This is a genomic window from Methanosarcina spelaei (genome assembly GCF_002287235.1).
In the GTDB taxonomy this organism is placed as follows: Archaea; Halobacteriota; Methanosarcinia; order Methanosarcinales; family Methanosarcinaceae; genus Methanosarcina; species Methanosarcina spelaei.
Window position 1 is genome coordinate 16140 of sequence record NZ_LMVP01000224.1, and the last position, 21471, is coordinate 37610.

19 protein-coding genes are annotated in these 21471 nt (G+C 37.2%); 14 read left to right on the forward strand and 5 right to left on the reverse strand.

All coding sequences use genetic code 11. From position 1 onward, the window contains the following. Nucleotides 1-146 precede the first annotated feature (146 nt). Entirely contained in the window at nucleotides 147-2780 is a 2634-nt protein-coding gene (locus ASJ81_RS11600; RefSeq protein ID WP_095644584.1) for a COR domain-containing protein, read from the forward strand. A gap of 35 nt (nucleotides 2781-2815) precedes the next feature. On the opposite strand, the gene ASJ81_RS11605 is transcribed toward ASJ81_RS11600, so the two are convergent. Beyond that, entirely contained in the window at nucleotides 2816-3676 is an 861-nt protein-coding gene (locus ASJ81_RS11605) for a GNAT family N-acetyltransferase (protein WP_095644585.1), read from the reverse strand. Nucleotides 3677-3771: 95 nt separating this feature from the next. Between ASJ81_RS11605 and ASJ81_RS11610 the strand changes: the two genes are divergently transcribed. Beyond that, the gene (locus tag ASJ81_RS11610) at nucleotides 3772-3987 is read left to right on the forward strand and encodes a hypothetical protein (protein WP_095644586.1); all 216 of its coding nucleotides are present in this window, start codon (nucleotides 3772-3774) and stop codon (nucleotides 3985-3987) included. A gap of 160 nt (nucleotides 3988-4147) precedes the next feature. Here ASJ81_RS11610 and ASJ81_RS11615 read toward each other — a convergent pair whose 3' ends face one another. Continuing rightward, the gene (locus ASJ81_RS11615) at nucleotides 4148-5008 is read right to left on the reverse strand and encodes a GNAT family N-acetyltransferase (protein WP_095644587.1); all 861 of its coding nucleotides are present in this window, start codon (nucleotides 5006-5008) and stop codon (nucleotides 4148-4150) included. Between the two features lie 287 nt (nucleotides 5009-5295). Here ASJ81_RS11615 and ade point away from each other — a divergent pair, with 287 nt between their 5' ends. Then, nucleotides 5296-6987 (forward strand): adenine deaminase, encoded by a 1692-nt coding sequence (gene ade / locus ASJ81_RS11620; RefSeq protein ID WP_095644588.1) that lies wholly within the window; start codon nucleotides 5296-5298, stop codon nucleotides 6985-6987. A gap of 254 nt (nucleotides 6988-7241) precedes the next feature. Beyond that, nucleotides 7242-7400: a hypothetical protein gene (locus tag ASJ81_RS22805; protein WP_212556069.1), complete on the forward strand. Its 159-nt coding sequence runs from the start codon at nucleotides 7242-7244 to the stop codon at nucleotides 7398-7400. Between the two features lie 208 nt (nucleotides 7401-7608). Here the strand turns inward: ASJ81_RS22805 and ASJ81_RS11625 are convergent, their stop codons facing one another. Then, a complete protein-coding gene (locus ASJ81_RS11625) occupies nucleotides 7609-8190 on the reverse strand; it encodes an MJ0548 connectase family domain-containing protein (RefSeq protein ID WP_095644589.1) in 582 nt (193 codons plus the stop codon). A 419-nt stretch (nucleotides 8191-8609) separates the two neighbouring features. Here ASJ81_RS11625 and ASJ81_RS11630 point away from each other — a divergent pair, with 419 nt between their 5' ends. The 9 genes from ASJ81_RS11630 to ASJ81_RS11670 all read left to right on the forward strand — a co-directional run bounded on the left by ASJ81_RS11630 (nucleotide 8610) and on the right by ASJ81_RS11670 (nucleotide 17019). After that, on the forward strand, nucleotides 8610-9005 hold the full coding sequence (locus ASJ81_RS11630; RefSeq protein WP_095644590.1) for a hypothetical protein: 396 nt from the start codon (nucleotides 8610-8612) through the stop codon (nucleotides 9003-9005). Between the two features lie 19 nt (nucleotides 9006-9024). Then, entirely contained in the window at nucleotides 9025-9231 is a 207-nt protein-coding gene (locus ASJ81_RS11635; RefSeq protein ID WP_095644601.1) for a helix-turn-helix transcriptional regulator, read from the forward strand. Between the two features lie 180 nt (nucleotides 9232-9411). After that, nucleotides 9412-10152 (forward strand): ABC transporter ATP-binding protein, encoded by a 741-nt coding sequence (locus tag ASJ81_RS11640; RefSeq protein ID WP_095644591.1) that lies wholly within the window; start codon nucleotides 9412-9414, stop codon nucleotides 10150-10152. Nucleotides 10153-10407: 255 nt separating this feature from the next. Further along, on the forward strand, nucleotides 10408-11781 hold the full coding sequence (locus tag ASJ81_RS11645; protein ID WP_095644592.1) for a COG1361 S-layer family protein: 1374 nt from the start codon (nucleotides 10408-10410) through the stop codon (nucleotides 11779-11781). A gap of 34 nt (nucleotides 11782-11815) precedes the next feature. Further along, complete coding sequence (locus tag ASJ81_RS11650; RefSeq protein WP_095644593.1) at nucleotides 11816-13222, forward strand: ABC transporter permease; 1407 nt, start codon at nucleotides 11816-11818, stop codon at nucleotides 13220-13222. A 353-nt stretch (nucleotides 13223-13575) separates the two neighbouring features. Continuing rightward, the gene (locus ASJ81_RS11655; RefSeq protein ID WP_095644602.1) at nucleotides 13576-14082 is read left to right on the forward strand and encodes a phosphate-starvation-inducible PsiE family protein; all 507 of its coding nucleotides are present in this window, start codon (nucleotides 13576-13578) and stop codon (nucleotides 14080-14082) included. Nucleotides 14083-14448: 366 nt separating this feature from the next. Beyond that, complete coding sequence (locus ASJ81_RS11660; RefSeq protein ID WP_095644594.1) at nucleotides 14449-15213, forward strand: endonuclease III domain-containing protein; 765 nt, start codon at nucleotides 14449-14451, stop codon at nucleotides 15211-15213. A gap of 242 nt (nucleotides 15214-15455) precedes the next feature. After that, nucleotides 15456-15953 (forward strand): hypothetical protein, encoded by a 498-nt coding sequence (locus tag ASJ81_RS11665; RefSeq protein WP_095644595.1) that lies wholly within the window; start codon nucleotides 15456-15458, stop codon nucleotides 15951-15953. 346 nt (nucleotides 15954-16299) lie between these two features. Next, nucleotides 16300-17019 carry a site-2 protease family protein gene (locus ASJ81_RS11670; protein ID WP_245860099.1) on the forward strand — a complete coding sequence of 240 codons (720 nt, stop codon included), beginning with the start codon at nucleotides 16300-16302 and terminating at the stop codon, nucleotides 17017-17019. Between the two features lie 308 nt (nucleotides 17020-17327). Here ASJ81_RS11670 and ASJ81_RS11675 read toward each other — a convergent pair whose 3' ends face one another. Further along, nucleotides 17328-18833, reverse strand: coding sequence for an ATP-dependent nuclease (locus ASJ81_RS11675; RefSeq protein WP_170943292.1), 1506 nt, complete (start codon nucleotides 18831-18833; stop codon nucleotides 17328-17330). Between the two features lie 372 nt (nucleotides 18834-19205). Here ASJ81_RS11675 and ASJ81_RS11685 point away from each other — a divergent pair, with 372 nt between their 5' ends. Beyond that, nucleotides 19206-20123 carry a DUF2971 domain-containing protein gene (locus tag ASJ81_RS11685; protein ID WP_095644598.1) on the forward strand — a complete coding sequence of 306 codons (918 nt, stop codon included), beginning with the start codon at nucleotides 19206-19208 and terminating at the stop codon, nucleotides 20121-20123. Nucleotides 20124-20573: 450 nt separating this feature from the next. Here the strand turns inward: ASJ81_RS11685 and ASJ81_RS11690 are convergent, their stop codons facing one another. Continuing rightward, nucleotides 20574-20786 carry a hypothetical protein gene (locus tag ASJ81_RS11690; protein WP_095644599.1) on the reverse strand — a complete coding sequence of 71 codons (213 nt, stop codon included), beginning with the start codon at nucleotides 20784-20786 and terminating at the stop codon, nucleotides 20574-20576. Nucleotides 20787-21471 lie beyond the last annotated feature (685 nt).

The window sequence follows — 21471 nt, forward strand, 5'->3', positions numbered from 1 at the left end:
TTTTAAAAAATAACTGCAAGAGAGAGTTGTACCTTGATAGTGAGATTCGAAAAAAGAAAAAGATATTAGAGTTAAACAGTAATACTCAGAAAAGGAATTGACCCTCCTAAATATTATGTTGGATATAATATAAATGGAGCATACCGATGACAAATGAAAAAGTTGGACAGCGTATTAGTGTAGCTAAGGAAAAAAACCTTACAAACCTTAATTTATCTGGGAATCAGCTAACACAAGTGCCACGAGAAATTGGAGAACTTAAAAACCTTACAATACTTGATTTGTCTGAAAATACCCTGACTACACTGCCACAAGAGATTGGAGAACTTAAAAACCTTACAACACTTGACTTATCTAGGAATCAGCTTATGCAGCTGCCATCAGAAATTGGAAAACTTAAAAACCTTACAATTCTTAACTTATATGATAATCAGCTGACTGAACTGCCACGAGAAATTAAAGAACTTAAAAACCTTAAAGCGCTTACATTGTTTAATAATAAACTAACCCAAATACCTCCAGAGATTGGAGAGCTTAAAAATCTTGAGACACTTTTCCTATATTGCAACCAGCTGACACAGCTTCCATCAGAAATTGGAAAACTTAAAAACCTTTCAATCCTTGCACTAAGTAAGAACAAGCTGACCCAGTTGCCATCAGAAATTGGAAGGCTTAAGAATCTTGAGACACTTTCCTTATATCGTAATCAGATGACACAGCTTCCACCAGAAATTGGAGAACTTAAAAACCTTAAAACACTTTACGTAGATGATGATAAGTTAACTTCACCCCCTCCAGAAATTGCTTCAAGAGGGGTGGAAGCTATTGTTACCTATTTTAATCAATCAAAAACTACTGAAAATAATGAAGCTAAACTAATATTGGTTGGTAATGGGGAAGTTGGAAAATCTTGTCTCGCTTACAGGTTAATTAATGATAAGTTTTTGGAATATTCTAAAATTACTGAAGGGATAAATATATCAAAATGGAAAATTCCTGCTCCAGATTCAGGAAATAGTGAAATCAAGCTAAATATATGGGATTTTGGAGGACAGGAAATCTATCACGCAACTCACCAGTTTTTCCTGACAAAACGATCGCTCTATTTACTTTTATGGAATGCCCGGAAAACAAAAGATTATGATAATATTTACTACTGGTTGCACACGATTGAAGCTTTTGGAGAAGACAGCCCTGTAATACTTGTAATGAGCAAAATGAATGAAAGTAATGACGATCTTAACCTGAAAGATTTGAAAAGCAAATTTCCTCAAATTGTCGATTACCTAAAAATTGATAGTAAAGATGGTAAAGGAATTCCCGTTTTAAAAGAAATAATTAGTGAAACTGCCTGGGATCTACCTTTAATGAAGGCTAAGTGGGTAGACTCGTGGTTTAAAGTAAGACAAAAATTGGAAGATCTTGGTGAAAATTGGATTAACTATTACAGATTTTATGATATTTGCAAATCCGAAGGTTTAGACGAAAAGAATATAACTATATTAGATGATTATTTGAATTATTTGGGAGTAACTCTTCATTTTAAAGATAGATTAACACTAAAGAATATTGTAATATTAAAACCTGAATGGGCTACAGGAGCATTTTATAAAATTTTATCTACAAAATCTGTTCTCGATAATGAAGGTGTACTGCCACAAAGTGAACTGAGCCATATATGGAATACTAAAAAATATCCGTTTTCTGTTCATCCCCAACTTATGGAATTAATGAATAAATTTGAGCTTTCATATGAACTTCCAAATAAGAGTAACTATCTTATTCCTGAATTATTACCTAAAAATGAGCCCGACAATTTTGAGTGGAATAAGGAAGATGATCTTTGCTTCTATTATTGTTATGACTACTTTTTGCCTTCCGGCATAATTACTCGTTTTATTGTGCGCATGCATGAGAATCTCATGATAAAAGAGAATGGAATGCCTCTCTGCTGGAGAGAGGGAGCAGTATTGAAATTCCAAAACTCTAGTGCTCTTGTAAAGATGAAGCTAGATGAAAGACAAATCGAAATCAGAATAAAAGGTAACAATAAAAGATGGGTTCTCGGAGCTATTTGTATCCATCTAGATGAAATAAACGCTTCTATAAAAAAGATAAAAGTCAGTAAACAAATTCCTTGCAACTGTTCAAAAAATTGTCTTGAGAGGTACTCCTACGAAAAATTGTTAAAAGCAGAAATGGAAAACGAAAATACTATCCAATGTCATGAGAGCTATAAGCATGTACCAATTTCAGTACTATTAAATGGCTACAAGAGAAAAGAAGAAAGACTTAATGAGTATGAACATGGCGAAACTTTCAGAAACCTGATGCAAAAAATTGTGGTAAGCCCAAACATTGTGGTGAAGTCAGAAGCTACTCCGATCACAAAAATAGAACAAAAAACAAATTTTGACGTCGACGTTAATGTAAACATCAATATAGATTTAAACATAGATTTGCCACAGATTCGGACTGAGTTTAATAATTTAAAAGACGAACTTGAAGACTTAGATCCAAAAATTGATAGCGAGATGGAAAAAATTCAGGATAGCTTTGATGAAATAAATACTAATTCTGACCAGAAAAAGTTAATTAAACCTCTCAATAAATTGAATCGATTTCTCGTAAAATTGAGTGATCCTGATTCTAACTATAGCAAGCTAATTACAGGAACCGAAAAAGGTATAGAACTTGCACAAAAGCTTGGCAGAACCTATAACAAATTCGCCCAATGGCTTGCAATGCCTACGGTTCCAGATCTGTTTCTTGGAAAATGATTTTAGTTCCGTTTTTACAGGTCGATTAGAATCCTTCACCCAAGTTCGATAGTAGTGACCACGTAAACCTTTTCAAGGTTTATATCAGGTTCTTCCCGGCTGTACATCCGGATAGTTTTGAACATTACAGTCATTTCATATTTCTTGGCAATCTCCATTGCTTTTTTGTTTGGTTCCGGAACATCCATATATATAGCTTCGTCCGGAACAGAGGCCTTGAGAGCCAGAAAGATGTTTTCTGCCGTTATCGCATCATCGGCAAAAAGAGGGCCTATTCTGTATCCGTTATGGCATTTCCTTATAACGCCGTATCCTTTCAGCTTTCCGGCTTCAACGGTTGCAAAGGCATAAGAATCAGGTTGTTTAATCCAGTTTTCCAGAAAGGTAGGTCTTGGAGCCGGAAACATTTCCCTGTCGTACTCCAGCAGGCTCTCAAATGGTACATCTGAGATTTTTACAAGCCTATCCGGAACCTCTCCTCCACCTCTTCCTTCAAAGCGCAAGTTGCTGTAAAAGGACTTGAACTTCATAAGCTTCTGGTACTTCTTTTCGTTTTCCACTACTGCATCAAGCCCAATATTTCTGTTTCCCATCCGTTCCAGGAATTTTTCAGTTAATTTAATCCCTACTCCTTTATTCCTGAATTCGGGTTTAACCACATAGACGCCAATAAAACCAAAGGAATCATCATATGCAACAGCAGAGACACAGCCTATGGGCTCTCCTTCAAATTCTGCAATAAAAAAACCGTCAGGATCGGTTTCATAATAAAGTTTCCCATCATGGATGCCAGGGATCCATCCTTGGGCGGCTTCCATTTGGACCACAAATTCGGTTTCATCACGTCTCATTTTCCGGATTTTCAGCCCTTGAATCTCTATATTATTTTTTTCCATGTATTACTGTACTTTTATGTTGTATTTATGTTTTATCTGACCTTCCTAATAATTGTCCTGAAAGATACTCATATGAAAAGCTGTTAAAATCTGAAATGAAAAGAGAAGAAACCATCCAATATCATGAAAGCTACGAGCACATATCAATTTCATTGCCATTAGACGATTATAAGAAGAGAGAAGAAAAATTTAATGAATATGAGCATGAAGAAACCTTAAGAAAGCTGATGCAAAATATTGTGATAGGCTCAAATTTTGTGGTGAAGTCTGAAGCTAATCCAATCACAAAGGTAGAACAAAAACAGAGGTAGAACAAAAACAGATGTTAATGTAAGCGTCAATATAGATTTAAAGATATATTTGCCGCAGATTCAAAACGAATTTAATAAGCTGAAAAAAGATTAAGAACTTAAATCCTGAACTTAGAAGTAAATTGGATGAGATTCAGGATAGGATTGACCTTACAAACCTTCACCCAAGCTCGAAAGTCGTGACCCCGTAGACCTTTTCAAGGTTTATGTCAGGCTCTTCTCGACTGTACATCCGAATAGTTTTGAACATCACAGTCATTTCATATTTCTTGGCAATCTCCATTGCTTTTTTGTTTGGTTCCGGAACATCAAGATATATGGCTTCATCCGGAACAGAGGCCTTGAGAGCCAGAAAGATTTTCTCCGCTGTTATCGGGTCATCGGCAAAAAGAGGGCCTATTTTGTATCCGTTCTGGCATTTCCTTATAACACCGTATCCTTTCAGCTTACCGGCTTCAACGGCTGCAAAGGCATAAGAATCAGGTTGTTTAATCCATTTTTCCAGAAAAACAGGTCTTGGAGCCGGAAACATTTCCCTGTCGTACTCAAGCAGACTTTCAAATGGGACGTCCGAGATTTTTACAAGTCCATTCGGAACTTCTCCTTCACCTCTTCCTTCAAAACGCAGGTTGCTGTAAAAGGATTTGAACTTCATAAGCTCCTGGTACTTTTTTTCGTTTTCCAATACCCCATCAAGCCCGATATTCCTGTTTCCCAGATTTTCCAGGGATTTTTCAGTCAATTTCGTCCCAATTCCTTTTTTCCTGAATTCGGGTTTAACTACATAGAAGCCAAAAAAACCAAAGGAATCGTCATATGCGACAGCAGAGACACAGCCTACCGGCTTTTCGTCAATCTCTGCAATAAAAAAACCGTCAGGATCGGTATCATAGAAAATTTCCCCGTCATGGATGCCAGGGTTCCATCCTTCGCCGGCTGCCATTTGGATTGCAAATTCGGCTTCATCACGCTTCATTTTCCGGATTTTCAGCCTTTTTATCTCTATATGACTTTTTTCCATATATTATTGTACTTTTGTATCGTATTTATATTTCATTCACAATTAACACTCAATATTTATATTTATATTTATATTTACAGTTATAGTTATATTTACATTTATAGTTATATTTACATTTATAGTTATATTTTTATTTATAATTATATTTCAATTAATTAAACATCTTACCTTCGAATTTCTCACTGTTACTTTCTCTGATATTCTTCCACAACTTTTCAGAGATCTGTACCTGCTCAACATCAGCTTATTTGAAAAAATTTATAAATTTACGGTTGCAATGAATCACTATGCAAACGTACCAGGGAATTATTGTTGATGCCATTTCCAGGCGGAAATTCAAAGGTGAAATTGCCGTTGAAAACGGGAAGATTATCAGTATTAAAGAGAAGGAGCACGAGAAGGAGCACGAGAATGAACAGTATATCCTTCCAGGGCTTGTAGACGCTCATGTGCACATAGAAAGTTCGATGACCGTGCCTTCGGTTTTTGCCCGGATGGTCGTTGCAAGAGGTACGGTTGCAGTTGTTAGTGACCCTCATGAGATTGCAAACGTCATGGGAGAAGAGGGCATTGATTACATGCTTGAGGATGCCGGAAAAGTGCCTCTGAAGGCCTTTTTCGGAGTGCCGTCCTGTGTGCCGGCTACGCCTTTTGAATCTTCGGGAGCGGTGCTGGATGCCGACACTGTTGACCGATTGCTGGCAAGAGACGACCTGTACTACCTTTCGGAGATGATGAATTTCCCTGGCGTTGTTATGGAGTTCCCTGAGGTAATGGAAAAACTTGAATCTGCGAAAAAGTACGGTAAAGTTATAGATGGGCACGCTCCAGGTTTGAGAGGAGCCGATCTCCAGAAGTACGTGGGTGCAGGAATTTCTACAGATCACGAATCTTTTACTTACGAAGAAGCGGTTGAGAAAATAAAGCTTGGGATGAAAATACTGATTCGGGAGGGTAGTTCAGCCCGGAATTTCGAGACGCTACATAAGTTAATCGATGAATATCCAGAATCGATCATGCTCTGCACCGATGATTCTCATCCTGATACTCTGATATATGAGGGACATATCGATAAGCTTCTAAGGCGCGGACAAGAAAAAGGACTTGACATTTATAACCTCATAAGGGCAGCAGTTATCAATCCTGTTGAACACTACGGGCTTAATGTCGGGATGCTGCGTGAGGGAGATCCTGCCGATTTCATTATCATAGACAACCTCAAATCATTCAATGTAATGAAGACCTTCATTGACGGAAATTGTGTTTATGATAACGGAAAGGTACTTTTTTCAGTTGAAAAAGCTCCTGTAAAAAACGTATTCAACAGAGGCAAGATTTCTATTGACGATATAAAGTTGACTCTGCCTGATTCGGAGATTAAAAGGGAACAGATGGAAAAACAAATGGAAAAAAAGATAAAAAAAATCCGAGTAATAGTTGCCCAGGACGGAGAACTCGTCACAGGCCAGGAAACGGTGCTTCCGAAAGTAGAAAACGGAAACCTAGTTTCGGACCCAGGAAGGGATATTTTGAAAATGGTTGTCCTGAGCAGATATGCCAATGACCCTGCCCAGATCGGTTTCATTAAGAATATAGGCCTGAAAAAAGGGGCTATTGCAAGCAGCATTGCCCATGACAGTCATAATATAATTGCAGTCGGAGCAACGGACGAAGAAATTGTCGGAGCCGTCAACAGGTTGGTCGAAAACCGGGGAGGAATCGTTGTTGGGACCGCAGAAAACCTTCTTGATCTCCCACTGGAGGTTTCAGGCCTCATGAGTACTCTGGACGGAAAAGAAGTAGCTGCAAGGTACGAGCAGTTAAATGAAGAAGCCAGGAAACTGGGAACCTCACTTATGTCGCCTTTTATGACACTTTCATTTATGTCGCTTCTAGTAATTCCTGAACTTAAATTGGGAGATAAAGGCCTGTTCGATGTGACAAAATTCGAATTTGTCGAGCTTTTTGCAGATGAATAAGCCGAAAAATTCCTGGCAGAGAATTTCTCTGCTTTCTCATCTGTTCATTTAATCCTTTAGTTATTTATCTACTCATTTGGCCATTTTAACTATTTGTTCGATCTCTCATATTAGTCGGTCTTTTTCTACAATTTTTAAAATATTGGCTTTTGAAATGTCATTTAAAATTACACTGATTTTTTATTAACTGTTTGCTTATGTTAATAAATGATAAGGTGCGATAATAATTGGGGTGAATTAAAGTGTATAAAAGCATGAAAATAGTGGGTTTTGTCTTAGCAACTATGGGGCTTGCTTATGCTGTAAAACAAATGATTCATAAAAAGGAATGTCGTTCTGGTTGGCATAAAATAAAAGTGGAAGCTGAAAAAAGAACTGGTTCAAGGTATGGTTCTAATCCGGTAAAATACTAAATAGAAATAATAGATTTACTTTTACTTTTACTTTTACTTTTACTTTTACTTTTACTTTTACTTTTACTTCTACTTTTACTTTTTTAAATCTATAAATCAGGCACTTTTAGACTTAAATCTCATAGAATAATATTAAAATTACCTGAGTTACTAAGTTATAGAATAACAAAAGTGAAAAACTTAGAAAACTGATTGCCTTTTCTATTTTTCAGCTATTTCTGTCCTTTTCTACAATTTTTAAAACATCAACATTCGAGGCAGTCTGAATCAAAAAGAACTGCTTGCTCACAGAAGCAGTTTTCCTGGCTGCGGTTTCTATACAGAGGATAAGAATTTTTACAGCGTCCTGAAAAGTACTTTTCTTTGTCCAGTTGTCTTTGAAGCATTTATTGGCTACCTGCTTTGTGAAATCGTTTCCGAGGACGATCAGGTTGCTTCCCTTTGCGTGCGAGGTTAAGGTTATCTCGGAATTCCTGAGCTCGGCAATTGCGTAATTCCCAGCTGAGGCATAGAGTCTTCTTTTTTTGGTGACCCCGCCTTCAATTGAAGAGACTTCTCCTATCAAAACACCATCTCTTTCCGAAATCTTGCTTTTGCAGTCCGTAACAGTTATGCCGATCCCGAATTCACGTGCTTTATTTGCGAGCTCGTCGTCCGTAACTATTGTCCCGTTATAAAGCTCTTTTTCAAGCTTATCTCTGTTTTGCTTCTCTCCTTCGAATGTGATTTCCCGCAGGTCTCCGGTCATTACTGCACCGTTTTTTCCTATAAAAGCTATAACAAGGGTCATTTTAATCTGCTCCAGAACCTGTAATAAAAAATCTTATGCCTTTTAAGGGATCTTCTGTCTTATAAGACATTTGTGTTTTTGATCACTTCAGATGTTTCTTGTCTACATATTCCGGAATATCTTCAGATGTTTCTTGTCTACATATTCCGAAATATCTTCAGAAAAAATAATAGATAAAAGGAAGTTTGATTTTAACCTAGGTCTGAGGTCTCTTTTAGATAAAGTTTAAATATTAGTATATGTTATATGGATCTAGCATATGTTATCTAAATCTAACTAAATGTTAGATAAATACAATTAAATGTTATGAATATCTAATATTATGTTGTAAATAAGGAACAATACCTTGGTATTGTCAAATAAAATCGATTTCACTGGTTACTCATGTTAATAAACTGAGATTATACAAAGGGACAGCTATGAGAAATATGGAAAAGAGATATGTTTACAAGCTCGCTTTAGGAGTTATTGTTCTACTTGCTGGAATAGTATCAGCAACTTTTTATGAACACGATGCCTCGTTTTCGAGTTTTCTAATAAGCATGGGGCTAGTCCTCTTTATTGTGACAGCCTTAAGGTTCTTTAGGCAGGGTGACCTTCCGGACAGGGATGAAAGGACAAAAAAACTTGCAGCTTACGGGATAACTTATTCCTGGCTTCTGACACTGATACTCATTTCAGTACTCTACTTGGCGAACTTCTTCAAAATGGTTGATTTTACTGCTGAAAGTGTGCTTGGTATACTTCTTTTCTTTATGACCATTTCAGCAAATATCTTCAGGTGGTATTTTACACGAAAAGGTGACGTTGAGTAAGGACTTAGGAGGGAAAATCGTGAAAACAAGAATCAAGGAATTTCGGGCCAGGCATGACCTTACTCAGGAAGACCTTGCAAAAATGGTAGGCGTCCGGAGAGAAACCATTGTTTTTCTTGAAAAAGGAAAATACAATCCCTCACTAAAGCTTGCATACCGGATCTCAAGGTGCCTGGACACCACAATCGATGAGTTATTTCTTTTTGAGGACTCGGACTTTGAATAAGTTACTAAAAAATACTTTTGCTCTGGGTGTTTTTTGTGAGTTTGTATCTCTTTTTAATCGGTTTTCATATTTTATCTTATTTTTTTATAAAGATAGTAAGTATCTTTAATAATATTCAAAAACGAATAAACTTTTAAATGATTAATTATAATTAGTTTATTAAGTTTTACAGGAGAAAACATGGAAAATGTACTTATAGCCTTTCAGAATGTATGGAAAATTTATCAAATGGGAGAAGTTCGGGTTAATGCCCTGAAAGCTGTGAGCGTTCAACTAAGAAAAGGAGAATTCGTTGCAATAGTCGGGCCCTCTGGAAGTGGAAAATCCACAATGATGAACCTCGTGGGTTGCCTGGACATCCCTACAAAAGGTCAGATTTTCCTGAAAGGTCGGAATATAGCTCACCTTGAAGAATCTGACCTTGCAGCCCTCAGAGGCAGGACAATAGGGTTTGTTTTCCAGCAGTATAACCTAATTCCTGGTATGACGGCTCTTGAAAATGTGCTTTTACCCCTGGAAATCCAAGAAATTGACGATAAGGTGGCAGAAAAACGTGCAAAGAAAATGCTTGCGCTTTTAGGGCTTTCGGATAAAATTCAGCATAAACCTTCTCAACTTTCAGGTGGCCAGCAACAAAGAGTCTCGATTGCTAGAGCTCTGGCATGTAATCCCGAAATCATTCTCGCAGATGAACCAACAGGGGCTCTGGACAGTGTTACAGGAAAAGAATTACTGGCAACTCTACACAGGCTCTGGAAAGAGGAAGGGAAAACAATAGTTATGGTTACGCATGATCTGCACCTTGCAAAATATGCAAGCAGGCATATTGAACTGAAGGATGGAAAAATCGTCAGGGATGAAATGAATGAAGAAAAACTTGACCCCGAAGCTCAAAACATGGTGCTTGAGGCCGAAACCTGAAAGAAAAAACTACGGGATATTTTTAGCAGAGATTAAATCATATTCAAGCTAAGTTTAGATTATTCATACTAAATTAAGACTGTTTAGATTACTTTCGATTATTTAAACTATTTCAAGTTATTTAAACTATTTCAGATTATTGAGATTATCTCAATATTCAAATTACATTAACCTCCATTCGGACAATATGCGTCCGATAAAACTTCTTTGGACATTTTATAAAGTTATTGTATAAGTAAAAAATGAGGAATTGAGATGGGATTTAAACTTACAAGTTTTATTTGCTTGCTTTTACTGTTTTTCTTCTGCGTTCAACCTGTGCTGGCGGAAGATACTTTAGAAGGCGAGAGCACTGATGAGAAGAGTACTTCCAATATTAGTTCGGGTCTTGATAAAGGCTTAACCCTTGACCTGCTCAACCAGGACCCGGATCCGGTAAAACCCGGAGATGTCCTTGAAATAAGGCTTTCGATCCAGAATACAGGATATGATGATCTTGAGAACTGTGTTCTTGAAATCAAGCCCGAGTACCCTTTCAAGGCTCTTACCGGTGAAACACTTGTAAAGAACATAGGCACTCTAGGAAAACGCTATGAAGATAACCGCCAGAAGGTAGTGAAATTCAAGTTGGGAGTAGAAAACAGCGTCAATGAAGGCAAATATCCTTTGAAAGTATACGTTTACACAACTAAAGATAGGAGCAGAGTCTCCCGTTCAAGTGAATTTGACATAGAAATTGATAGTGAATCAAATGCTGAAATTGAATATATTAATGTCGAAAAAATGGTACCAGGACAGAAAACTAATCTTATTTTCGGCATAAAAAATGTGGGAAATTCCCCCTTGAAAAACGCCATGTTTTCCTGGGATTGTGCTAATGATGTAATCCTGCCTGTGGGTTCAAGCAATGTTAAACACATTAACCTGATTGACATTGGAGACACTGAAAATGTCAGCTTTCAGGTTCTGACAAACGTCAATACAAAGCCAGGCCTTTATAAGCTGGACATGGTGCTCACCTACGATGACGTTGAGGAACTCAAGACTATCACGGAAGCAGGCACTGTAGAAAACCAGAAGCGAAAAGAGATCAAAAGCAAAGCAGGAGTTTATGTCGGAGGCACCACGGATTTCGATATCGCATTCATGGAAAGAAGCCCGACTGGCGCTTATACTTTTACAGTTTCTAACATTGGAAACAATGCGGCAAATTCAGTCAAGGTTTCTGTCCCCTTACAGGCAAACTGGACTGTTGCAGGCGGCAGCAGTAACTCAGTAGTTCTTGGGAACCTGCAAAAGGGAGACAATACAATTGCCGATTTCAACCTGAAACCTGCAGCTATGGATAAAGAGCTTCCTATTAAATTTGAAATTAGCTACACCTCAAATGATGGGATAAGACAGACTGTGGAAAGGGAGATACCACTTTATTCCTCGTCTTTCACCCCATTAGCCGAGTCTGATGAATCGAAAGGGGGTAATTCGAGCTCACTGAAGTATATAGGATTAGCTATACTCGCCTGTGTAGCAGGCGCTGTTCTCTATAAAAGGCGCCAAAAGAAGATGAAAATGAAGAATGCACAGCAAGAAGAACTTAATGAAATAAAGTTCGATGACCCGGACAAGTAAATCAAAAGAACGCGGAAAACGGAGTCTGTGTTCCATGAAGCCGGGAAAGATCTTAAAAATTGCCTTTAGTATGGTCAAAGCCAATAAGCTGAGAAGCTGGCTGACTATAATAGGGATAATAATAGGCATTGCCTCGGTAATGGCAATTGTCACTACAGGGGAATATTTCGAAAAAGAGGTAACTGAAACTCTGGAAGGCTTCGGTGGTGATATCATTACAATCGTAGCCTCGACACCCTTCCGGGTAACCGACGAAGAATTCGCAGTAGCGGATTCGGAAAATACGGACAGTAGTACGGACGGAAGTTCAGAAATTTCGGGAGATTACTCGGAGACAACTACAGAGACCGTAGAGACTGAAGAGGAAACTCAGAATAATGAATCCAACCCTATTGAGTTTGAACAGGAGACGGAATCTCAACTCACAAATATGGATGTACTTACCCTGCGTAGCATTCCAGCTATTGAATATATCAATGTTAATGTTGACAAAGGCGCAGAAATGAAGATCGGGGGCGAGAGTACTACTGTCTGGATCCAGGGTGTGGACCCAGCTGTCTGGTCTAAAATCTCAAAGAAAGAAGTAGAGCAGGGTCGAATGCTGGGAACCGGAGATCGAAACGTTGTGGTTCTTTCAAATGAACTTGCAAAAAAGACTTTCAAGAGGGAAATCAGGCTCAACGAGATGGTTCTATTAAACGGTAAGTCATATAGGGTAGTCGGGATTCTGGCAACGGGTAGCGGGCTTCTTGGAGGCCTTACAGGACTTTTCGGAAGCAGCCTATATATGTCTTACCAGGATGCATATTCTCTTCCCGATCACGAGGGTATTTCTGAGACAGAAACGGACGACTACAGCACCACGTATGTCTATAGCACAATAGAAGTCAAACTCAAAAAAGATGCAGATTATGAAGCAGCCCTTAAAGAAATCGAACGCAAAATGAGGCTCTCGAGAAAAGTTACCGAGGATACCCAGGACTTTTATGTGAATTCTCAAAAAGAAGCAATTGATAGCACCAGAAAGATGATTAACGGCCTTACCGCATTCCTGGCGTTCATTGCAGGTATTTCTCTCCTTGTAGGTTCTACAGGAATTGCAAATACGATGTTTACGTCTGTCCTTGAGAAAACTAAAGAGATAGGGATTATGAAAGCCATAGGAGCAAAAAACCACGATATAATGCTGATCTTTCTTTGCAATTCCGCAATGATCAGCCTTGTAGGTGGAATCATAGGTATTCTCCTTGGCACAGTTGTAGTACAGGCAGTTCTTTTCTTCATATCTATAAAAATGAATTCTCCCTTCGAATTCGCCCTCAGCTTTAAAGCTACCTTTATTTCGACCTTAGTTTCCATAGTTGTAGGACTGATTGCAGGTCTTGTGCCTGCAAAAAATGCATCTGAACTGAAACCCGTGGATGCACTGAGATATGAATGAAAGATTAGATGCCTTCCAGAGATCATTTCATCTGAAAGGTTGTCTAAGAAAGTAATAGAGGATAGAAAGGAGAAAGGAACAGAGAAAGAACAGAAAAAGCAGGGAAAGAATAGAGAAAGAACAGAAAAAGCAGGGAAAGAATAGAGAAAGAACAGAAAAAGCAGGGAAAGAATAGAGAAAAAATAGAGAAAAAATAGAGAAAGAATAGAGAAAAAATAGAGAAAGAATAGAGAAGGGATAAAGAAGGAGGTGGTTACAACTCAAGAATATATTTCTTGAATAAGTATAAAGAATTGTATGAAAAACTATATATAGGATCTAAAATATGAGAGGCAGTGGATATAGGAGATAAAATGGATAGTATTAAATTATTCAAAAGAGTCACTGATAGCATCAGTATAATCTTTCTTTATATACTACTGCTGGCTTTAGTTATGGGAATGATAAAGACCTTGCTGGATATCCGTCTCATTATTTTTGAGTCTCTCGAAAGCGGATTCAGTCAAATGGTAACAAGTGTACTGACGGTTTTTATTGTAATTGACCTTTTCAAAGCTTTTGTTGATTATCAGGAAAATGACAGGATCAGGCTTACGGACATCACAGATGCCACAATATTTATAGTCCTGCGTGAAATCGCAGTCGGCCTTTATTCAAAGGAATTTGGATATGAATTTATTTTAAGTCTTGCGGCATTACTATTTGTGCTCAGTATAATGAGAGTGCTTGCTATCAAATATTCTCCGGCAAAGTCTCGGGCTCCCGGATCTTATACCGCTGTACAGAGTGAAGAACAGCCTGCAAAGCAGGGCGTTAGTGCCGTCTTAGATAAATTCAAAACTGCCTCCGAAAGTAATTAACTTCTTTTTTAAAACGCTTGATTAGTTCATATTTACTGGAATTTCCATTCTGTCTCAAGACGACAGAGTAAAACACTTTTCTTTTTTTGATTACACATGTAAGGAAAAATCGAAATAAACTTTGGGCGCTTAGATTAAGAAAAATAATAAAGTTATCAAGGTAGCAAAGTTGTAAAGCACTAAATAGTAAAACTGTAAAGCTAGTAAAACTGTAAAGCTAGTAAATCAGTAAAGATAGTAAAACTGTAAAGCTAGTAAATCAGTAAAGATAGTAAATTAGTAAAACAAGAAAAGTTCGAAAATGAAAATGCAAAAAGGCTAATCCTGAAAAAGCTTTAAACTATTCCTTTAGTATAAGATGTTTAAATGAAAAAGAGTATGCAAGATCTCAGTATCGAAAAAACAGGTATGAAGCCTGTTATCAGGAAGATCTACGATTGTCTTCTTACTTCTTATGGCCCTCAGGGCTGGTGGCCTTTAACCGAGCTCCGTGAAGCCGGGGGGACAAATCCCACAAAAACCGGCTCTATCCAGGGATATCATCCTGACGATTATACCTACCCGCAAACCAGAAGCCAGCAGTTTGAAATTATCTGTGGGGCCTTGCTTACGCAAAACACTAGCTGGATACAGGTTGAAAAGGCTCTTCTGAGCCTTAAAGATCTCCTCAGCCTTCAGCAGATACACTCCTTTTCCCCTGAAGCAGTTCTCTCCCTTGATCAGGAAATCTTAAAAGAAGCTATCAGGCCTGCAGGGTATTACAACCAGAAAGCAGTACGTCTGAAAAATCTTGCCTGCTGGTTTTCGGAACTTGGAGCTCGAATTCCTGCACGTACAGAGCTTCTTTCTTTAAAAGGCGTTGGCCCTGAGACTGCCGATTCGATCCTGCTCTATGCCTTTAAACAGCCTTCATTTGTTGTTGATGCCTACACTAAAAGAATAGTAACAAACCTGGGCCTTGCTGATGAGAAGGCAAGTTATAATGAAATCAAAGCCCTGTTTGAAGAAAATTTGCCTGAAGATCTGATTGTGTACCAGGAGTATCATGCCCTGCTCGTGGAGCACGCAAAGAGATATTATCAGAAAAAAAGCACTCAGATTAACGACGTTATGCTAGAGAATATATTATAGCTAGAGAATAGATTATAACATACAACACATAACAAGTAACCTGTAACATATAACATGTGACACATGACATATTTTCAATGAGATCAATTAAGACTCGTTGGCATATTATTCCACTTTATTAAAAACTCTGGTCTTGCTTTGTTTAGCGATTTTTTAAGTCCAATTTATGGACAGTATCACATTATCCAAAAGTTTATATTTTAGGCAGTTTATAGTAGTTTATAGTAATTTGTTGTGATACTATGGACGAAACAGATACAACGGACTTATATGCCTGTGCAGATAGTGAAATAGCACTGAACAACAAATGTATTGAAATCGATTACAACGAGATCTTCGATAACAGCAAACTTTGCGATTGTGGTTCCGAGCTAAACAATGACACTGCCAGAGTTGTGCTTAAAGCAATTGCTCGGGCATCTGAAAAATCGTCAGCGACTGGCATTGAAACCGTACATATGCTATGTATCACGAAAACAGGATGTAAGAAGTGTGGTAAGGAGTATATCATAGAGTCCACAAAGTCTATAGAAGAACAAATACAGACTGAGTTCAGTGACTGCAAGTATCGGATGTGCAAAACGTTTGATAAACACCTTGACCGTATTGACATCGATAACCGATATGAATTGAAGTACATTCGCCGAGATTATACACCAGCTGCCAAGAACGAACCTGCACAGTTGGGTACTACGACGGATTTACATTCAGAACCTATCCCAAAGACTATTTTGTCCTGAATTATCATGAGCTTTCAGGATCAGTTTAGTGATTAGGTATTCAACTGACTGTTCCGAATACGAAATTTAAAAATCAAAAGTTCAAAAATCAAATTTTGAGTTTCAGAATAGCTTTCTATTGGCTTTCTATTGGCTTTCTATTGGCTTTCTATTGGCTCTCTCCATTAGTTATTCGATGTGATTCTAAAATTTAATGCCCCCCAAAAGTCCTCATTGTAAATGAATAGTTACATAATTCTATACTTTTGTACATGTTGAGTAAGGACATACTTTGAAAATTCTTTCGAACTCAAGTTTAAAATATTAATTGTTTAATTTAATAGAAATAAAACGGAGTTTTTTCATCATGCAGTCATCTTTGAAAATCGGGAATATAATGGACATACCTATCAAACTGGACACATCATTCCTTCTGGCACTTCCGATATCTGCATATTTTTTCGCGATCAATTCACAGCCATATGGTTTTGCAGGAATTGAGCCAACAGCAGTTAGATATGCTCTTTCTACTCTTTCTGCCATCTTCCTTTTTGTCTCAGTACTTTTACATGAGCTGGCACATTCCTATCTTGCAAAACGTTATGGAGCAAATATTGATAGCATTACTCTTCTCCTCTTTGGAGGTGTTGCCTCTATGGAGATCCCAAAGAAACCCGAACAAGAAGCAAAGATAGCTTTTGCAGGGCCTTTAATGAGCCTCATTATAGGTTTTATCTGCCTGTTCACATACAATTACGTGATATCCTCTAACTCTGCGTTTGCTCAAAACTCCATATATCTTATTATCTGGGTTCTCGGATCAATGAACTTACTGCTTGGGATCTTTAATTTACTGCCTGCTTTTCCTATGGATGGTGGCAGGATACTCCGCTCATTTCTTGCCAGGAAAATGTCTTACGTAAAGGCTACTCATAGTGCAGCTTCTATCGGAAAGTTTATTGCTATTCTCATGGCAATTTTTGGAATTTATGCAGGTGATCTCTGGTTTCTCCTAATTGCTCTCTATATTTATGGCAGCGCATCTAATGAGGATCGATTTTACTCAGAATCAGGTAGATCTGTGTGATATTTAGTTAGGAGTTGACGAATTTTGTATTAAGCCTGGAATATACGTGTTGGGCTAGCTGAAGGTTAGCCTACTATATTTAAGGCCCAAACTCAAGCTTTATCAAGAGGTTATTAGAAGAAGGCTTTTCGAATTTATTGTTTGTTTTGTCTGGCCATGACTGAGTTCCGGGGCTTAGTTGCTAGAACGTTTTTGTATACATATTCAGAAGCTCAGCAGTGTTGATCTACATATCGTGTAGCCAAGCTATACCATAACGCGAGTTTAGTATCGCTTTAGCATACCTTAAATCTGCTTAAAAGTTATTATTAGCATCCATACTTAGCTGCTATTCTATTTAATAAGGATTCAAATCCTGGTTTGTAATCATTTTTTATTTCACCGCTCTTGTTAAAAATTCCTATCTTCATGTGTCTACAACTTTCACAGCGCTTTTTATCGACTACGTTTTCACATTCACATAAACAGAATTCTATTCCTTGCTTCATGTCCTTACAATCTTTACATTTACTTCCATCAAGTAGATTGCTACACTTATCATAAACACGGCATTCTTTATCTCGTATATCATCAGCATTCAGTCTCTTAAAGCCATATTGTGGAAATTTACGTCGTACTTTATTTATCTTTTTGATATCTACATCTCCGTCATATAGACAACAAACTTTTTCAAAGCCTAAACTCTCTAAAATGGTTACTATGAATTTGATTTTATCAGCGCCACCTGCACCAAAACCAAAGAAGCGAATCTTTTTGTTAATACCCAAATCCTTTAATGCTTTTCTCAAAAACATTACGTCTTCCTGCCCTTCTACCACTACTAATTTGTCATCCTCAAAAAAGCATGATCTTGCATCATACCCAAAAACGTGTGGATTGAATAAATCTCCGTCAAATTTCCTCAAACAATTTCTACTTTTCTCATTTAATTGATATATTTTTGAACCATTACCTTGGTTTACCACTCTAGCAAGTGTTCCACCATTCAGGATTGCATCTATAGAAACCATTTCAGGAGAATGAGTAGCATACACTATTTGACTTTCCTTTGATTTCTCAAGAATTAGGTCTAGAAGATTTCTCTGTAACTGTGGGTGCAAGGATAGCTCAGGCTCATCGATGACAAGAAGTTTATCTGGTGATTGGTTTAACAAAGCTTCTACTATGAAAAGAAGACTGACAAGTCCTTCGCCTAATCCATCTGAATCATGATCCCCATTGTTTGTAATCTTAACATAATATTCTCTTGTATTAGATAGATCAACTGTCCATTTTAATTTGTAATCAAGTATCTGTTCCAAAAGTTTGTTGAATTCTTCATTTCCTACAACCTTGAACAGCCTATTATCATCAGCATCAATTGGCTGCCCTCTAGGTTCAAGCATATGTTGTAAAGTTTTTATCGAAGCAGGTTGTAGCGGCCATTGATCTTGTCCATATGATACTTCATTTGAGTAAGGGGTAAAAAATCTCCTAGACGGTAAGACTGTAATTGATAGATACCCGTGCTTTTCTGTTTCACACCCACCGGCAGAGACAGTTTTTATACTATATGTCGAACCGTCATTAAATGATGATAATTTTATCTCAACTCTGTCCCCTGATTTTATATTTCTCTGTCCTTCCGTAAAGCTAACCTCATTTCTTAAAGACAATAATTTAAAAGATTCGATAATTGTCGACTTTCCGCCATTATTAGGGCCAACAATTACAGTAAGTCCTGAACCTATTTTCCCATCATAAGGTTTTGCAAGCTTCAGCTTTTGTTCATCTGCAAAACCACGAAAGCCTTTGATTTTTATGCTTTCAAACATGTTTTCACCGCATAAACTTAAATGCTTAGTTACCACACAAAGAATAATCATCAGAGCAGTTAAAATATAAAAGAAACTGAACACAGTATTTTTAATTTAATTTGTATGAATACTTTTCTTTTTGAGTCTGCTTAGCCCCTTCAGACAGTAGCTTTTGGATGTAGTCGCCTGTTTTGGGATATTTAGTATATCCTCGATGTACCGAAATGAGCACAACGGTAATTGATAGCGTTTGGGATATTAGTGTTAAGCTGCTTGTAACATATCCCGAATTCAGCATTATCATATCCTCAAGTCTGTTCAAGCCCAGAATAGTTACTCAAATCATAGGCTATGTAAATTATTTGTAGTATATAATAGGATATATATTCGGTGACTTACACGAAAGATGAAACATTAGTTTTCCAGTACAGAGCTATCTCGAAATCCGATGATAATCACACTATAGAAAACTTAGCTCTCAAACAATTGTATTTTAGCGATCCAGCAACATTCAAAGATCCTGATGACTGTAAAGTTTGGTTAGATGAAAGTGGGACAGAAGATCAATGGGCTAATCTTATTATGATTAATCGTAAAGCTAGAATAGTAGATTGTACTCAGGCTGAAGCAAAACAATTACTAACCGACTATCTAGAACGTGGATATTTCACAAAAGATGGAGATATCTATACCCTAGTTCGAAACGAAAGATACGACAAAGAACGAGCAAGAAATGGTTATCGTGGGGATTTAACCGCATCGCCAAGAGTTTGCTGTTTTAGTAACACGTGTAGTAGTGTTAGCATGTGGGAGGAGCATGCCGATAACCATAGAGGTATTTGCCTTTGTTATAGTCCTATAAAATCTACAAATACAAACTACATGCACATTTCAACATCACTAGGTACATCAAGAATAGAGAGTGAACTTTATAATGTATATTACGTGCTAGCTTCTAGTTTAAAAGACAAAATAAATATATTCGATGAACAAGCCGCTAGAAAAATATGTAAGCGTCTACGCACAAAAGCAGATGACTATCAATACGAACGAGAATATAGAATAATCCATTTTGAAAATGAACTTAAAAATGATATACTTAATTATTGGGAAGGAGATCTAAAAAGAATTATTTTTGGCTTGGGAATCGATCCTGAAGATGCTGAATTGGTCTATGAAACCGTAAAGAATCACTATCCTCCTAATACTGTAAACTTCTATCGATCGATAGGAACTATAGAAGATAGAGTAATAATTGATCATAATCCAATATCTAACATCGATGAATATATTCGAAACTTAGTATAATTTTTAATTTTAATCGGGGTATCTGAACTCAGCCAGAAATCTCGATACTCCTTTGTTTCATATTGCACAGAATCTTCAATTTGCCCACACATTTTGTTACGCTTTCCTCAACACGATCACAGCCAGATCATAAAAAAAGCAGCTATTCAAAATGCCAGTTTCTTAAAATTATCCAAGATTAAAAAAGGTTTTTCGGGAAAAAGAATCTAGCTACCTGCGAAACTTCGAATGAATTTATATCTGTATGGAAGTTTTCGCCGTATTTTATTTCTTTATCCGATTTGGACACCTACGATTTGGTGTGCAAATACTTAACTAAGCGGCCAAATATCCGGTTAAGTTCTTAGATATTCAGTCCGATTTATTATTTCTCAGTTAGTCCTTTTTGTCGTTGTACGGTGTTTTGTGATTTCTATTTCTTTAATTTCTGCTCGAAAGGCAGCAAGCTCATTATACGAGCTTTATTTCATACCAGTCCGAAAGTTCTGCATCAAGAACTCCTTCATGGACCATCTTCTCGATCTCGTTTTCAACCTGTCCGTAAGTGAACTTATAGTCGTGTGAGATTGCGGAGATGACATCCGGACTATGGCAGAATCTGTTCGGAAACGCCTTATTGAACATTGCTACGTTTTCGAGGATCAAATTCCTTAGTCTTTCCATTTTTTATCACCTCTTCTTTATTGTGTTTAGTGTATTTCTTCATTCGGGTTCGATTTCTCTTTTCCTCAACCATTATATTTGCACATCGAATATATATAGATTGTCCTAATATACTATATAGTTAGAATATCTTTAGACTCGGATGTAGTTCTATATATCTAAAGTTGACACGTCGAAATTGAGAACCTGAAACTTAGAACATGGACATTTCAGAACTGAAAGACTCAAAAACTAACGTTTCAAATCTGCGTTATTTTTAAAAATGTGATCTATTCCAGAACTTAGATATTTGAAGGCAGTCAACTAAGAGTAATAAAAAAATCAGGAGATTCGAGCAGATTAAATGAAGTACAAGATAGAGTTCGTTTAGGGCTGTAATTGCCTGTAAATCCGCTTCCTGTAAATCCGCTTCCTGTAAATCTAATACCTAAATCCATTTGTATTCGGTTAAGGATTTTGAGCTGCTGATCTCGATTTCGACGGAAAAACTCAAACCCAAATGTTTAGTGTTTAAATTGAAATCGATATCAGATTCCAGTTTTGCATTTGATGAATAATTTAACAAATTTTATGAAAATCAATGCAATTGATAACGATTTTTCCTTAACCGATGACCAATGTACCTAAATCCATTGGTCATCGGTTCAGGCTTCACTTCCTTCTCCTGTTATTCTTTTTTGATCCA